Origin of the sequence: Paraburkholderia phytofirmans, assembly GCF_046028095.1 — a bacterium.
Classification (GTDB): domain Bacteria; phylum Pseudomonadota; class Gammaproteobacteria; order Burkholderiales; family Burkholderiaceae; genus Paraburkholderia; species Paraburkholderia phytofirmans_A.
The window spans coordinates 99,332-113,286 of record NZ_JAQQDJ010000012.1 but is presented as its reverse complement, the minus strand read 5'-3'; the positions used below and the strand labels follow the sequence as shown (position 1 = coordinate 113,286).

Sequence of the window (13,955 nt, the reverse complement as noted above, 5' to 3'; positions counted from 1 at the left end):
CGTCTCACCGCTTCGACCAGGATGCCATCGCCTCGAATACACCGTCACGTCTCACTAGCGCGTGCAGAAGCGCTGCCGCGAGGTGCAGCATGATTAGCGCGAAGAAACACAATGCGAGCGCCCGGTGTGCGTTCCATAGCAGCGTGTGCAGACCGTTGCTATGCGGCAGGATGGGCGGCAAATGTATTCCGAACACTACGACGGGATAGTCCGCCGCCGACAGCATGCCCCAGCCGATCAGCGGCAGCCCGATCATCAATAGATAGAACGCGAGATGCGAGAGGTGGGCGGCGAGTTTCATCGGTTCCGGCATCGACGCCGGCAGCGGTGGCGCGCCGCGTGTCAACCTCACCACCAGGCGAATCAGCGCCAGCACGAGAATCACAATGCCCAGCGGCTTGTGGATCGACACCAGCGACAGATAATCCGGCCGAACGGTGGACACCATCCCGACGCCGATGAACAGCATTGCCAGAATGCAGACCGCCATGAGCCAGTGAAGCGCGCGTTGCAGCGGTGTGAAGCGAGCGTGGATCGGGGTCGTCATGGCGTGGCTCCTCCCGCCGGATGGCGCGGATAGTCCTTATCCTCGGCGGTCCGCCGGTTGAACGAGACGGAATAGGCGGCTGAGCGCGCGGCCGGGAACGGGTCGTCCGAGACGTGCATGCCGGAGGGCAGGACCGTGGGATCGAAGTTGAGATCGCGGCACGGACCGTCGGCCTCGGGCTCGATCGCGTTGACCACCAGCGTGCCCGCCTCCACCTTGCGACGGTCATCCGGCCAGGCTTTGCTGGGGTCGGCGGTCGGATCGCCGGGATTGGCGGCGGTGATGACCAGCGTCCAGCGTTGCGGCGCGCTCTGCACCCGCTGCGTGATATCCGCGGCGAGGAAGTCGGCGCCTTTCGCCTTCAACTGGTCGGGGGACACGGTTTCGGGCTGCGCGGCCGGTATGAAGGACCAGCGCACCGGCTGCTCCTGCCCTTGGGCATTCGTGAAGATGAAGCTATTGAGGCTGTTGTACTGCTCCTGTGCGTACGAGGCCGTCCAAGGCGCTTTGCCGGCCCAGCCGACGAACGTGCCGAACTCCGGGTGCGCGGCGACGAAATTCTTCATCGCGTCCGGATCGCTCTTGTTGGCCGAAGCCTGAAGCAGGGCGTAGAACGCCTGCGGCGTGGCGACCGGGAAGAAGGGCACGTCGATCATCGCGGTGCGCCATTCGCTTCCATCCGGTCCGACGATGCGCAGGCTGAGGCCCCGCACCCTGACGGTGGCGTCCGGCGCTTTGGGGTCGGCTGTAGCGAGGTTGAATCGTCCTGTGACCGGATACGAGCCTGGCGCGAACATCGGCGCCTTGGAGAGGGTCGCAGCTCCGCCGTTCGATTCGAAGGTGCCGGTAAAGCAGATGCCCTTGGCATGATTGCGCCGGAAGCCCAGCGCCGCGCCGCCCGGCGGCGCGAGACCGTTGACGATCTTTGCCGGTGTGAGACGCCCCGGCGAGAGCCAGCCGGCCGTATAGGCGAAGGCCGCGACCAGCGCGGCCACGACCACGGCAATCAGGACCAGCGAACGGACGGTGGAGGCGTTGGAAGTCGGTCTGTCGGCCATCGATCTCTCCCGATCAATGATTCGGCTGAGTAGAAATCTAGCAGGGTGGGGAGAATAGTGCCATTGGTTGGTGAATCGTGCTTACTCAGTCAAGAACCTTATTCGGCGTCGTGCCAAACGACATGAACCGGGCGATGGACCACTTGCCATCCGGTTGCCGTTTAAAAATATCCATCCCCGCCTCATGCGTCACGCTCTCTTCCGCACCCTTACGCGCTGTGAGCGTCCAAAAGAGTCGCACTACGGCGATATCCCCGGAAACGATGATCTCGCGAATGTCCGGACTGTCGTAATGAAGGCTCAACTCAGGCTTCGCCAGCAGCGCGGCGAGCTTCGCGCAAAGCGTATCCCGGTTACCATCGAGCACTTCAGGAACGCTTGAAATCAGGTCCGGCGCGAACACATCGCAGACGCCTGCTGCATTGCGGGCATTGAACGCTTGCGACCAGCCTTGCAGTCGCGCCGTGATGGCCGCTTGGTCCGAACCTGGGTCAGAGCGAGCCGGCGCCGCCATGACAATGCTTATCAACACCGCAGCAATCGTAAGCAGGCGTCTGATCATGGAAGTTCTCCAAATCGACAGAATCCGCTCCCACGCAAAAAATAACAACCGCCGCCTCAAGAACTGCAGCCCATTGCCGATATTGCGTGAAGAGCGCTTTCGGTTGAATGTTCCGCTGGCCCTGCGGACAGGTGTATGCTGGCCAGTCCGTAAAAAATGGCATCTCATTGGCCGCATTCAAATTGACCAGATAGCAGGATCTCGTCGGCGTCATCGTCGGGAAAATTGAATGTGGTACTCAAGTCATCTTCGTACGACGGAGACACTGTGATTCGACAATGCCTCGGGGGTTTGTTGCTGGCGCTTAGCTGCGTGGGCAACGCCATGGCCGCGGGTCCCGAATGTTCGCGTTCGTTTACGCTCGCTTTACACGATCACGGTCTGCTCTATTCCGTCGACACGGATACCGGGATCGACAAGGATTTCGCTGACGAACTGATTCGCCGCAGCGGTTGCCAGATCAGAGTCAGCCTGATGTCGCGAGCCCGGATCTGGAAGCTGATTGAATCCGGCGGACTGGATTTCAGCCTGTCGGGCATTACCAACGACGAGCGTAATGAGTACGCGGACTTCGCCTGGTACTTCAGCAACAAGTACTATCTATTGGTGCGCAAGGACGCTGGAATTCATCGGCTTGCCGACTTCGAGCACAACGACCAGTTTCAACTCGGTGTGATCCGCAGCTTCCGCTATAGCGACTCGGCGAACCGGCTGGTCGACAAGCTGTCGGCCGAAAACCGCGTCAGCCAGGCCGGCGGTCTGGAGCCGCTGTATCAGGCGCTGATTCTCCGGCGCATTCAAGGCATGATCATCGAGCCTTTCGATTACCCTGCAATCGATGAAAAGAAAATCCGCGACGTGACCACCATCGTGGAATTCGACGACCCCGCCGTGCGTCACGGCCTGATCATGTCGAAGAAGGCACTGTCGCCGGCCGAGCGGGAAAAGTGGCGCGCGCTGGTGAATGAGATGCGCGCGGACGGCACCGTGCGGCGCATCTTCGAGAAGTATTTCAAACCTGACCTCGCCGATTCGATGGTCGATTTCAAGACGCAGCCGTGAACTGGGCACGCCTCGTCCTGCTTCCGTTTGTGGTCCTCTCCGCCGCGCTCAGCGTGACGTGGATGCTGTGGGACCATGAGCAGCAAGCTGCCCGTCATGAACTGCTGTCCCAGTTCAACTATTCGCTGGGCGACGCGGTCAGCCGCATCGAACAGCGCATGGGCACATATGAGCTCTTGCTACGCGGTGTGCAGAGCCTGTTCGCCGCGACCGGCGAGATCGACCGCGCCCGGTTTCGTGACTACGTCGGCACACTCAATCTCGACGCCAACTTCTCCGGCATCCAGACGATCGGCATCGTCGCGTGGGTGCCGGCGATGCAGAAAGCCGAGCATATAGCAGCCATGCGCCAGCAGGGCGTGCGCGACTACGCGATCGAGCCCAAAGGCTCGCGCGAGGACTACGCGCCCATCATTCAGCGCGAGCCGTTCATCGGCATCAATCGCACGGCGCCCGGGTTCGATGCATGGGCCGACCCGGTGCGGCGGCGCGCCCTGGAGCAGGCGCGCGACTCCGGCATGGCGACCCTTTCCGGCAAGGTCCGTCTCTCGGTGGATTCCGGCAATGCTCGCCCCGGCTTCATCATGTACCTGCCGATCTATGCGCGAGGCCAGCCGCAAGACACCGTCGCCCAGCGCCGCGCGCACCTGGTGGGTTGGGTGTTCGCGTCGTTCCGCATGCACGATGTCATCGCCAGCCTGTACGGCGAGCAGCCGCCCGGCCTCACCATCGCTATCTACGACGGCGTCGAAACGTCGGCCGCCGCGCTGTTGCACAAAACGCCTGAGGCGCCTGGTCATCATCTGGCTACGGACATGTCCGCCAACGAATATCTGGTGGTTGGCGGACATGACTGGACACTGTCGATGACCGCGCAGGACGACTTCAAGGCCCGCTTCGGCCGCAACGCTTCGCTCCCTATCGCCAGCACCGGCACGGGCCTCAGCCTGCTGCTGGCGCTGCTCACCTGGCTGATGATGACCGGCCGCGGCCGCGCGATGCGGCTCGCCTCGGCAATGACAAAAGAATTGCGCGAGAACGAGGAGAAATTCCGCGCGATTGCCGACTGTACGGTCAACTGGGAAATCTGGTGGGGACCCGACGGCAAGCCGCGCTGGATTAACTCGGCGGTAGAGGCGTACATCGGCTATACGGTCGACGAATGTATGGCCTTACCTGACTTTGCAGGCACCGTGATTTATCCCGCGGACATTCCCCGCGTGGCACCCGAATTCCAGATGGCGCTACAGGGGTTGCGCGGCGATGACCTCGAGTTTCGCTGCGTTCGCAAGGACGGCTCGCTCATGTGGCTGTCCGCGTCCTGGGTTCCCATTACCGATTCCAAAGGCGAGTTCATCGGCTTTCGCACGAGTGGCCGCGACATTACCGAGCGCAAACAGGTCGAGGCTGAACTGCGCATTGCCGCTGTCGCATTCGACTCGATGGAACCGATGATGATCACCGACGCGAGCGCCACCATTCTGCGCGTGAACTCGGCCTTCACCGAATGTACCGGCTATACCGCCGAGGAGATCGTGGGCCAGACGCCGCGCGTGCTTCGATCCGGCCGCCACGACGACGCATTCTTCCATGAGATGTGGGAAGAGATTCACAGTGCGGGCGGATGGCAAGGAGAAGTCTGGGACCGCCGCAAGAACGGCGAGGTGTACCCGAAATGGCTCACGATCTCCGCCGTGACGAGCGACAACGGCACGGTCAGTCACTATGTCGGCACGCATCACGACATTACCGAACGCAAGATCGCGGAAGAGCGAATCAAGGAATTGGCCTTCTTCGATGCGTTGACCCGATTGCCCAATCGCACCCTGTTACTGGATCGCCTGAGGCAGGCGATCACGGCCAGTGCCCGCAACGAGGCATGCGGCGCGCTGCTGTTCATCGACCTGGACCACTTCAAGACGTTGAACGATACCCTGGGCCACGACAAAGGCGATCTGCTGCTGCAGCAAGTGGCGCAGCGTCTGGCAGACAGCGTACTCGAAAGCGACACCGTGGCGCGAGTGGGCGGCGACGAGTTCGTGGTGGTGCTCGGCAACCTGCACAAGAACCGCCAGGAGGCGGCCAACCAGACGGAGGCCGTGGGCGAAAGAATCCTCGCTGTTCTGGGCAGTCCGTATCACCTTGGCAAGATCGAGTACCGCACGAGTGCGAGCATCGGCGCCACCGTGTTCAGAGGGCATCAGGCTTCGATCGACGAACTCCTCAAGCAGGCCGATCTCGCGATGTACAAGTCCAAGGAACGAGGACGCAATGCCGTGCGTTTCTTCGATCCCGACATGCAAACCGTCGTGGTGCAGCGAGCCGCGCTGGAAGCGGGCTTGCGCAATGCCATCGAGGACAATCAGTTCCTGCTCCACTACCAGGCGCAGGTCGTGGGTACGCGCGTAACAGGCGCGGAAGCGCTGGTGCGCTGGCAGCATCCGCAGCGCGGTATCGTGCCGCCCGCCGAGTTCATTCCGTTGGCCGAAGAGACCGGACTGATCCTTGCGCTGGGAAGCTGGGTGCTGGAGGCTGCCTGCGCGCAACTGGCGCGATGGGCAACGCGGCCCGACATGGCGCATCTCACGATTGCGGTCAATGTCAGCGTCCAGCAGTTCCGCGAAGCCGATTTTGTGGACAACGTATTGACGATTATCGGTCGCACCGGCGCGCGGCCCGACAGGTTGAAACTGGAGCTGACGGAAAGCGTGCTGGTCGACAACGTGCAGGACATCATCGAGAAGATGAGCGCGCTGAAAGCGAAAGGCATCGTCTTTGCACTCGACGATTTTGGCATCGGCTATTCGTCGCTGTCCTATTTGAAGCGTCTGCCTTTGGATCAGTTGAAAATCGACCGCTCATTCGTGCGCGACGTTCTTGTCGATCCGAATGATGCCGTGATTGCCAGAACCATCGTGGCGCTTGCGCGCAGCCTCGGTTTGGGTGTGATCGCCGAAGGCGTCGAGACCGAGGCTCAGCGGGATTTCCTCGCTGCAGCGGGATGCTACGCGTATCAGGGCTATTATTTCTGCCGCCCGCTTCCCATCGAAGACTTTGAGCAGCTGTTGAACAAGGTAGACACACGTCAGTGCGTGGCTGAACGAACATAAGTCACGTGGCGTGTCGTCGGTAACGTCACGCTGCTGCAATCCACGTGCGTTCTTTATGAAAAAGCCCGCGCTTTATACGAGGGATTTAGATACAGGTCGATATCATCGCTCCGCTTGATGCCACTGCTTGATAGCCAGGCGTCATTCTTGGGAGAAAAATCATGTTTGATATCGGCAAAGAGTATTCACGGGAAGAAATTCATCAAGTGACGGGAGGATGCAAACAGGCATTCTTGCCCGTGAAGGGCGGAAAGGTCGTGGCCGCGCGATTGCGTCAGGACCTCAACCCGTATGCGCCGGATGTGATCGTCTGCGATGGCAGCGCCGCCTCACGAGCGGCAGGCCGAACGCTTGCGCGACAGACCGAGCCACTGCCTGTTTTTGTCCGCACGGCAACTGACCGATTCCGTTACATGGGCGAGTACGTCACCGAGGAATCGTTTACTGCTCCCGTCGACTACGCGAAGTACGTGGAGAACAGTGGATTCACGCTGGGTCAGATTTCGCGCGTGATCAAGATGAAACGCCGTTGATCGCAACGGAAACATTGATCCGTACTCGTCTCTTCGTCGGTTGAGTGGTGGCCCTTACTCAACCGGCGATCATCGATGACGCGCCTGAATACGCGCGTCATTCCAACGTCGTGCAACGCGGCACGTTTTACAGATAACTGCAGACGTAGTCGAGCGTTTCGATCACGTCGATATCGAAGCGGCTTTTTCCCGGCACCGAGAACGACTCGCCCGCACCATACGTCTTCCACTCGTCGCTGCCTTCGAGGCGGATGCGGCATTGACCGGCCTGCACTTCCATGAGTTCCGGCGCGTCCGTGCCGAAGTTGAGCGCGCCCGGCAGGATCACGCCAAGCGTTTTGCGCGTGCCGTCGGCGAACAGAACGGTGTGCGAGACGCACTTGCCGTCGAAATAGACGTTGGCTCGTTTAACGATGGAAACCTGATCGAATTGCGTTGCTGCCGTCATGCCAATCTTCCTCTGGGTTGTCGTGAATGGATGCGTTTGCGTGGACTTCAGGTCGGACCTTCAGGTCGAACGCGGACCCGCCATCATACAGGCGGTCGGCGGCGTCAGACGCCGATTGCGCCGAAAAAAAGGGAGATCCGCGGGCGGCCGTCAAACACGGCTTAGCCGAAGATCTTCAGATGCTCAGCCAGGATCGTGCTGCCAATACCGATCAGCACGACGCCACCCGCCAGCTCCGCGCGCCTGCCCGCCACGTGACCGATGACACGGCCGAGCATCACGCCGATCGTGACCATCGCCATCGTAGCGAGACCGATCGCGGCGGCAGTGGAATAGATGTTGATGTCAACGAAAGCGAGGCCCGCACCGACCGCCATGGCGTCGATACTCGTAGCAAAGCCGGTCAGCGCCAGCAACCAGAACGAATGAGCCGACGGCTTCGTTTCCTCGATTTCCTTGGCGTTAAAGCTGTTGAAAATCATGCGGACGCCGAGGGCCAGCAGCAGCGCAAACGCGATCCAGTGATCCCATGCCGAGACGTATTGCGCCGCAGCTTTGCCGAGAAACCATCCGACCAGCGGCGTCAGCGCTTCGATGACGCCGAAGATCAGTCCCGTCCTGAGAGCCTCGCGCCAATGAGGACGATGGAGCGTGGCGCCTTTGCCGATTGCGGCCGCAAAGGCGTCGGTGGACATGGCGAAAGCAAGGAACAGCGTTGCGACAGGATTCATGAAAGGGAGGCTCGTGGTCGGGCGGAAAACCGCGACACACCGCCGCGCCCGACCGGTCGCGTGGTGTGTCGATGGTCTTGCCAACCAAAGGGCTACCTGCACCACGGTCTGCGCGACCGAGAATGTTGATGCAGGCGCTTCTGGGTAGAAGCCGGCTACTCCCCAAAGACAGGTGCGAGCATACCATGCCGAAAGGCTTATGTAATGGTGCTTGCGCCTCGCATGTCTGCCCAATAAATAAATCTGTCGCTACTTCACGTATCAGTAGCGTGGCAAACGGCCGATGGTATATGTTGATTTAGTGGCACACCGTCCTGCGGGAAAAGAGACGGGTCACGTCCGCGGAAGGCAGGGTACGCAAAACATCAGAACAATATCAACGTGCGTTAAGCATCAGGGATTGGGACGCGCGTTTCTCGTACGACAGTTGCTTCCGCGATGCTGACTATTGGGGGCGCAGGCGACTCCTCGAAAAAACGAGGCCTGATAAAAGCATGAATCGGTTCCGCAGTGCATCGGCCCAAGCCTTATGTTGCACCGCGAGAATGCGAAACTGGAGCGAGACATGAGCCAGTCAGTATCCGCCGCGCCCGATGCGGGCCATTCCGGCGGGCGCGGGCATCATCGCCCGGCGATGCCCGCACTCGCGCTTGCAGCATTAGGTGTAGTGTACGGCGACATCGGCACAAGCCCGCTGTACACGCTGCAGACGGTGTTCGATCCCGCGAACGGGCTGGCGCTCAACGCGCTGAATGTGGTCGGCATTGTGTCGCTGATCGTCTGGTCGCTGATCGTCGTCGTCTCGCTCAAATACGTCACGTTGATTCTTCGCGCGAACAATCATGGGGAGGGCGGGATTATGGCGCTGCTGGCGCTGGCCGCGTCGTCGGTTTCTGCGCGGCCGCGCTTGCGCCATACGTTGCTGGGCATCGGCATCATGGGCGCGGCACTCTTTTACGGCGACAGTGTGATTACGCCGGCGATCTCGGTGCTGAGCGCGGTCGAAGGTCTTGAAGTAGCCGCGCCGTTCCTCAAGACCTGTGTGATTCCCGTGACGCTGGTTGCGCTGGTCACGCTGTTCCTGATGCAGAAGCATGGCACGGCCGGTATCGGCATCGTGTTCGGACCGGTGATGGTGCTCTGGTTCATCGTGCTTGCCGTGGTGGGCGTCGTCAACATGATGCGGGCGCCCGCGATTCTCGTCGCGCTCAATCCGCTCACCGGGCTGGCGTTTTGCCTGCATCATCGGTGGCTGGCGTTCGTTGCTTTGGGCGCGGTCGTTCTGTCGTTGACCGGCGCGGAAGCGCTGTATGCCGACATGGGACATTTCGGCGCGAAGCCGATCCGGCTGACGTGGTTCAGCCTCGTGTTTCCCGCACTCGCGCTGAACTATCTGGGGCAGGGCGCGTTGCTGCTTGCCGATCCGGGCGCGCTGCAAAATCCGTTCTACAAAATGTTTCCGCAATGGGCGCTGTATCCGATGATCGTGCTCTCGACGGTCGCGACCGTGATCGCGTCGCAAGCCGTTATCTCCGGTACATATTCAATGACGAAGCAGGCGATGCAACTCGGCTTTCTGCCGCGCATGAACGTCGTCTATACATCGGAAAGGGAGATGGGGCAAATCTACGTGCCGGGCATCAACTGGACGTTATTGGCTGCTGTCGTGGCCGCCGTGCTCGGCTTCGGTTCATCCACGGCGCTCGGCTCCGCATACGGTATCGCCGTGACCGGCACGATGCTGATCACGACCATTCTGACGTTCTTCGTCATTCGCTATGCGTGGCACTACAACTGGTTTCTATGCGTGTTTGCGACCGGCTTCTTCTTCGTGATCGACGCGGCATTCTTCTCCGCGAATCTGCTGAAGCTGATGGAAGGCGGCTGGTTCCCGCTTCTGGTCGGACTGATTATCTACACCATCATGGCAACCTGGGGACGAGGCTGGGAGATGATGCGCGCCGAAGCGCGCGTGAGAGCCGGGACGACGCCGCTCAAGCCGTATCTGGCGACGCTGCTCAAGGAATCGCCGATTCGTTGCGGTGGCACGGCGATCTTTCTTTCGCCGGATCCTGACGGTGTGCCGCATTCGTTGATCAACAATCTGATGCATAACCGCGTGCTGCACAAACGGGTTGTGTTCGTGACGGTGAACAACGAGGAGATACCGTGGGTACCCGCCAGTGAGCGTGTGAGCGTGCATCCACTCGATTCGGAATGCTACCAGGTCACGATTACGTACGGCTTCATGGATGAAGTCGATCTGCCGCGCGCACTTGAAGTTTGCAAGGCGTACGGTTTGGCATTCGAGCCGGCGGAGACTTCCTACTTTCTGAGCCGCGCGACTCTCGTGCCGACTCGCGATAGCGGCATGGCGATGTGGCGAGAGCGTTTGTTCTCGGTCATGTTGCATAACGTGGGTAATGTTGCGGCTTATCTGAAGCTGCCGGCCAATCGAGTGATCGAGTTGGGGGCGCGGGTGGAGATTTGAGGATTACCTAAGAACGCGATCCAAAGCTCGGCCGCGGGCGAGAGGGAATCAAATATTCACTTTGCTTTTAATTCGGAATACACTCAATTTTCCATTCCTCTTACCTTGCCCGCTAGTCTTCAGTAAAGGATGTTTTTGTCGTGCTCCGCGCGCCGAAGCAAGCCGAGTCGGCTCGTGCCCAACACCAATTGAACGGGACGACTCATCATGGCTGATACGAGCTACATGGCACGGAAATCCGTCGCCGATATTGTGGGAAGCGCCGACGCGGAAGAAGGCCACTCACTATCGAAAACACTCGGCGCCACCAGCATCACCGCGATGGGTATCGGCGCCATCATCGGCGCCGGCATCTTCGTTCTGACGGGCACCGCAGCAGCGCAATTCGCAGGCCCGAGCATCATCTTGTCGTTTGTGCTCGGCGGCATTGCGTGCGCGTTCGTCGGTCTCTGCTATTCGGAACTGGCTGCCATGTTGCCGGTATGCGGTAGTAGTTACACGTACACGTATGCCACGCTGGGTGAAGTTTTCGCGTGGATCATCGGCTGGGACTTGATCCTCGAATACGCGATGGGCGCCGCCACGGTCGCGGTTGGATGGTCCGGTTATATCGTGAGCTTGCTGCATAACGTGGGGATCAATATCCCGCCCGTCCTAGCCGCTGCACCCGGCACCGTCATCAAGCTAGCCGATGGCACCACCGCGACGGGCATCGTCAATCTGCCCGCGATAGTGATCATCGCCATTCTTACCACCATGCTCGTGCTCGGTACGAAGGAATCGGCGCGGCTCAACAACATCATGGTGGCGGTCAAGCTGGTCGTGGTGGTGGCTTTTATCGCGCTCGGCGTGTTTTTCATCAAGCCGGCGAACTGGCATCCGTTTATTCCCGCCAATACCGGCGAGTTCGGTAACTTTGGCATGAGCGGGATCCTGCGCGGCTCGGCCGTGGTGTTCTTTGCGTTCATCGGCTTCGATGCGGTTTCCACCGCGGCGCAGGAAGCGAAGAAACCGCAGCGGGACATGCCGATCGGCATTCTGGGGTCGCTGATCATCTGCACGATTTTGTACATCCTCGTTGCAGGTGTGCTCACCGGGCTCGTGCCTTACGCTGAATTGAATGTTCCTGATCCGATCGCTAAGGGTGTGGATGCCATCGGCATGAACTGGTTCTCGATTCTGATCAAGATCGGTGCGTTGACAGGACTGACCACTGTGATTCTCGTGCTGCTGTACGGGCAGAGCCGCATTTTCTTCACGATGTCGACGGATGGTCTGCTGCCGCCTCTTTTCGCGCGAGTTCATCCGCGTCTTCAGACGCCTTATTTGAGCCAGATTCTGATTGGCTCGGTCGTTGCGATCGTGGCGGCGCTGACGCCGATCAGCGTGCTGGGAGAGATGGTCAGTATCGGCACTTTGTTCGCGTTCATTCTTGTGTGCGGCGCGGTGATTTATTTGCGCCGCAGCGACTCGGATGCTTCGCGTCCTTTCAGGGTTCCTGGCGTGCCGGTCGTGCCGGTTCTGGGGATTCTGTTTTGCCTGCTGCTCATGGCTGGGCTGCCGCTTGTTACGTGGGTGCGGCTGGTTGTGTGGCTTGTGATCGGCATGACTATTTACATGTCTTATGGCCGGAATCATTCGAGGTTGCGCTATCCGGAGCGGCATTGAGAAAGAGGTGGCGCTGGATTGGCGCTACGGCGAGTATTTCTCACATAGCGATGAGAAATGCTCGTTTGGTGGGTGACGTGTGGCTTCATAGACTGGGAGTGTGAGGTGTGGCCGCGGCGATGTTGTGGTGTGCCGTGGCTGCTCTCGGTTTATGAGGAGGTTTATCGTGGATATGACCTTGTTTGAGATTCCGTCTGTGGTGGTTGTTTTGGGTATCGTGGGTGTGGTCGTGGTGAGGGCGTTTGCTTCGTCGCGCGTGGATGACATCGACGTTTTTATGCGGCGGCATATGCCGGATGAGCGGGAGAGGACTTAGAAGGAGTTTAGGTTTTTCGTATCAAGGCACGCCGGGTTCTGCCGGCACATCGTATGCCACTATCACGTGGCATCGAAATCGAAGCTCACGACCGGTCTTTCCAGCGTCCGCCCAATACCGTCCAAACGTGACATCGACATTCGCGATGAGTTATGATAAGCGTTTGCCGTCGTCACCTTCTCGGATCCTGATTCGGGCACATTTCACACGGTAACCACTTAATCGAAGTCATCGCACGGCTCGCGTGCGATGACGTAAATCATATTGCGGAGGTACGTGCGCTATGGCCGGCAAGGTCCCTCTGTTTTCCATTGAAGCCTCGAATCGCGGCATCGACCTCGCGGGTGCCTTCAACCGCGTGGCGGACAGTCACTGGTTCATCCTCGGCAATGAAGTGAAAAACTTCGAGCAGGAGTTCGCCGCGTATATCAGCGTCGATACCTGCGTTGCACTCGCTAATGGAACCGACTCGTTAGAACTCGCGTTGCGGGCTCTAGATGTCACGCCCAGCGATTCCGTGGCGCTGGTGGCTAACGCCGGCTTTTACGGCAGCACGGCGGTCAATGCGATTGGCGCGCGCGCGCTTTACGTCGACGTCGATGCTTCGTCGCTGAACATGTCGCCGGCCGCCCTTCGCGAGCTGCTTTCGCGCGAGAAGCCCAAGGCGATTCTCGTCACGCATTTGTACGGGCAACTCGCCGCTATCGAAGAAATCGTGGCGATTGCCGCACAAGCCGGGGTTCCCGTCGTCGAAGATTGCGCGCAAGCTCATGGCGCGATGCGCGGGGGGCGTATTGCGGGAAGCTTTGGCGCCATCGGCTGTTTTAGTTTCTATCCGACAAAGAACCTGGGCGCGCTGGGTGACGGCGGTGCGGCCGTATGCTCGGACCAGGCGATTGCACAGAAGCTGAAGATGCTGCGTCAGTACGGATGGAGCACCAAGTACAGCGTGGAACTGGCGGGCGGCCGGAACAGCCGTATGGACGAAGTGCAGGCGGCGATCCTGCGCGAGAAGTTGCCGCATCTGAACGACTGGAATTCGCAACGTAGAGCCGTGGCGCGTCGATACAACGCCGCCTTCAATGAACTGCCGGCAAGGGTCGCTTCATCCGTGGACGCGGATTACGTCGCCCATCTCTACGTCATTCGCGTGCGCGACCGTGATTCATTTCGCGCCTATCTCGCCGAACAGGACATCGCAACGGAAGTGCACTATCCGATTCCCGATCACTGGCAGACCGTTTACACGAGCCGGTCCGCTTCACCCCGTCAACATTTACCGGTGACGGAACAGAGCGCGGCCGAGATCGTCACGTTGCCGTGCTTTCCGGGAATGACCGAAGCGCAGGTGGACCGTGTCATCGAATCCGTTTGTGCTTATTTCGCACGTGAGTCCGCGCAATGAATCAACCAAAGAACCGCACATCGC

13 protein-coding genes and 1 riboswitch are annotated in these 13,955 nt (G+C 59.9%); of the genes, 8 read left to right on the top strand and 5 right to left on the bottom strand.

Features of this window, described 5'->3' with window-relative positions; translation table 11 throughout:
- Positions 1 to 4 precede the first annotated feature (4 nt).
- The 3 genes from PQR54_RS29205 to PQR54_RS29195 form a co-directional block, all read right to left on the bottom strand.
- Positions 5 to 547, bottom strand: a complete 543-nt coding sequence (locus tag PQR54_RS29205; RefSeq protein ID WP_408251830.1) for a cytochrome b — start codon at positions 545 to 547, stop codon at positions 5 to 7.
- Positions 544 to 1,605, bottom strand: coding sequence for a catalase family peroxidase (locus PQR54_RS29200; RefSeq protein WP_408251828.1), 1,062 nt, complete (start codon positions 1,603 to 1,605; stop codon positions 544 to 546). Before PQR54_RS29200 ends, PQR54_RS29205 begins: the two co-directional genes overlap by 4 nt.
- Positions 1,606 to 1,690: 85 nt before the next feature.
- Positions 1,691 to 2,167: a YybH family protein gene (locus tag PQR54_RS29195; protein ID WP_408251826.1), complete on the bottom strand. Its 477-nt coding sequence runs from the start codon at positions 2,165 to 2,167 to the stop codon at positions 1,691 to 1,693.
- Here PQR54_RS29195 and PQR54_RS29190 point away from each other — a divergent pair.
- The 4 genes from PQR54_RS29190 to PQR54_RS29175 all read left to right on the top strand — a co-directional run bounded on the left by PQR54_RS29190 (position 2,166) and on the right by PQR54_RS29175 (position 6,872).
- Positions 2,166 to 2,396, top strand: a complete 231-nt coding sequence (locus PQR54_RS29190) for a hypothetical protein (RefSeq protein ID WP_408251824.1) — start codon at positions 2,166 to 2,168, stop codon at positions 2,394 to 2,396. The two genes, PQR54_RS29195 and PQR54_RS29190, sit on opposite strands and share 2 nt — an antisense overlap.
- A 38-nt stretch (positions 2,397 to 2,434) precedes the next feature.
- Positions 2,435 to 3,229, top strand: a complete 795-nt coding sequence (locus PQR54_RS29185; RefSeq protein ID WP_408251822.1) for a substrate-binding periplasmic protein — start codon at positions 2,435 to 2,437, stop codon at positions 3,227 to 3,229.
- Positions 3,226 to 6,339, top strand: coding sequence for a bifunctional diguanylate cyclase/phosphodiesterase (locus tag PQR54_RS29180; protein WP_408251820.1), 3,114 nt, complete (start codon positions 3,226 to 3,228; stop codon positions 6,337 to 6,339). The genes PQR54_RS29185 and PQR54_RS29180 overlap by 4 nt, the downstream gene beginning before the upstream one ends.
- Positions 6,340 to 6,500: 161 nt before the next feature.
- Positions 6,501 to 6,872, top strand: a complete 372-nt coding sequence (locus PQR54_RS29175) for a DUF6697 family protein (RefSeq protein WP_408251818.1) — start codon at positions 6,501 to 6,503, stop codon at positions 6,870 to 6,872.
- 127 nt (positions 6,873 to 6,999) lie between these two features.
- Here PQR54_RS29175 and ppnP read toward each other — a convergent pair whose 3' ends face one another.
- Positions 7,000 to 7,320, bottom strand: coding sequence for a pyrimidine/purine nucleoside phosphorylase (ppnP, locus tag PQR54_RS29170; RefSeq protein ID WP_116122394.1), 321 nt, complete (start codon positions 7,318 to 7,320; stop codon positions 7,000 to 7,002).
- 161 nt (positions 7,321 to 7,481) lie between these two features.
- A complete protein-coding gene (gene mntP, locus PQR54_RS29165) occupies positions 7,482 to 8,051 on the bottom strand; it encodes a manganese efflux pump MntP (RefSeq protein ID WP_408251816.1) in 570 nt (189 codons plus the stop codon).
- Positions 8,052 to 8,060: 9 nt separating this feature from the next.
- A riboswitch (yybP-ykoY riboswitch) is annotated at positions 8,061 to 8,227 on the bottom strand.
- A 389-nt stretch (positions 8,228 to 8,616) separates the two neighbouring features.
- Here mntP and PQR54_RS29160 point away from each other — a divergent pair.
- The 4 genes from PQR54_RS29160 to PQR54_RS29145 all read left to right on the top strand — a co-directional run bounded on the left by PQR54_RS29160 (position 8,617) and on the right by PQR54_RS29145 (position 13,931).
- Entirely contained in the window at positions 8,617 to 10,542 is a 1,926-nt protein-coding gene (locus tag PQR54_RS29160) for a potassium transporter Kup (RefSeq protein ID WP_408251814.1), read from the top strand.
- 207 nt (positions 10,543 to 10,749) lie between these two features.
- The gene (locus PQR54_RS29155; RefSeq protein WP_408251812.1) at positions 10,750 to 12,210 is read left to right on the top strand and encodes an amino acid permease; all 1,461 of its coding nucleotides are present in this window, start codon (positions 10,750 to 10,752) and stop codon (positions 12,208 to 12,210) included.
- A 166-nt stretch (positions 12,211 to 12,376) separates the two neighbouring features.
- Positions 12,377 to 12,526: a hypothetical protein gene (locus PQR54_RS29150; protein ID WP_408251810.1), complete on the top strand. Its 150-nt coding sequence runs from the start codon at positions 12,377 to 12,379 to the stop codon at positions 12,524 to 12,526.
- Between the two features lie 283 nt (positions 12,527 to 12,809).
- Positions 12,810 to 13,931, top strand: a complete 1,122-nt coding sequence (locus PQR54_RS29145) for a DegT/DnrJ/EryC1/StrS family aminotransferase (RefSeq protein ID WP_408251808.1) — start codon at positions 12,810 to 12,812, stop codon at positions 13,929 to 13,931.
- Positions 13,932 to 13,955: the final 24 nt, after the last annotated feature.

What these genes read in the sequence shown, in the direction of transcription:
- PQR54_RS29205 (WP_408251830.1), bottom strand. Translation starts at nt 547, where the DNA reads ATGACGACCCCGATCCACGCTCGCTTCACACCGCTGCAACGCGCGCTT.
- PQR54_RS29200 (WP_408251828.1), bottom strand. Translation starts at nt 1,605, where the DNA reads ATGGCCGACAGACCGACTTCCAACGCCTCCACCGTCCGTTCGCTGGTC.
- PQR54_RS29190 (WP_408251824.1), top strand. Translation starts at nt 2,166, where the DNA reads ATGGAAGTTCTCCAAATCGACAGAATCCGCTCCCACGCAAAAAATAAC.
- PQR54_RS29195 (WP_408251826.1), bottom strand. Translation starts at nt 2,167, where the DNA reads ATGATCAGACGCCTGCTTACGATTGCTGCGGTGTTGATAAGCATTGTC.
- PQR54_RS29175 (WP_408251818.1), top strand. Translation starts at nt 6,501, where the DNA reads ATGTTTGATATCGGCAAAGAGTATTCACGGGAAGAAATTCATCAAGTG.
- ppnP (WP_116122394.1), bottom strand. Translation starts at nt 7,320, where the DNA reads ATGACGGCAGCAACGCAATTCGATCAGGTTTCCATCGTTAAACGAGCC.
- mntP (WP_408251816.1), bottom strand. Translation starts at nt 8,051, where the DNA reads ATGAATCCTGTCGCAACGCTGTTCCTTGCTTTCGCCATGTCCACCGAC.
- PQR54_RS29160 (WP_408251814.1), top strand. Translation starts at nt 8,617, where the DNA reads ATGAGCCAGTCAGTATCCGCCGCGCCCGATGCGGGCCATTCCGGCGGG.
- PQR54_RS29155 (WP_408251812.1), top strand. Translation starts at nt 10,750, where the DNA reads ATGGCTGATACGAGCTACATGGCACGGAAATCCGTCGCCGATATTGTG.
- PQR54_RS29145 (WP_408251808.1), top strand. Translation starts at nt 12,810, where the DNA reads ATGGCCGGCAAGGTCCCTCTGTTTTCCATTGAAGCCTCGAATCGCGGC.